Annotated in this window: 1 protein-coding gene; it reads right to left on the reverse strand. The window is 74.9% G+C overall.

Annotated features, from left to right (window positions below; all coding sequences use genetic code 11):
* A partial coding sequence (locus J0695_RS39660) for an MFS transporter (protein ID WP_206969694.1) occupies nucleotides 1–361 on the reverse strand: 361 nt, incomplete at its 3' end.
* Nucleotides 362–422: the final 61 nt, after the last annotated feature.

The following is a 422-nucleotide window of genomic DNA, read 5'->3' on the forward strand; positions in this document are numbered from 1 at the left end:
AGGCGGCGACCGTGGTCGCCGTACCGGAGCCGAAACCGCCGATGACGGCGCCCGCCAGGACGAGCGGCACGGAGGCGGTGGCCGCGGCGGTCCCGTACCCGATGAGCATCAGCAGCAGACCCGTGCGGGCGAGCCGGTGCGGCCCGATGCGCTCGACCCGGGAGGCGAGGAGGAAGCCGGCCAGGGCGGAGGCGAGGAGCAGCGTGCTGCCCATCAACCCGGCCTGGGTCGGGGCGAGTCGGAGGGACGCGCCGAGGCGGGCCACGGTGGTGGGGAGGAGGTACGCGGCGAGGTAGCCGGCGGTGAAGAGAGCGACGAGCGGCCATACGGGGGTGGCGGCTGCGCGCGGGCGCGGAGGCACGGGCTGTTCCTGAATGAGGGCGCGGCAAAGGGGGGTACTGCGGGGAGGGGTACGACTCAAC

The sequence above is a fragment of the Streptomyces beijiangensis genome (assembly GCF_017315755.1).
In the GTDB taxonomy this organism is placed as follows: Bacteria; Actinomycetota; Actinomycetes; order Streptomycetales; family Streptomycetaceae; genus Streptomyces; species Streptomyces beijiangensis.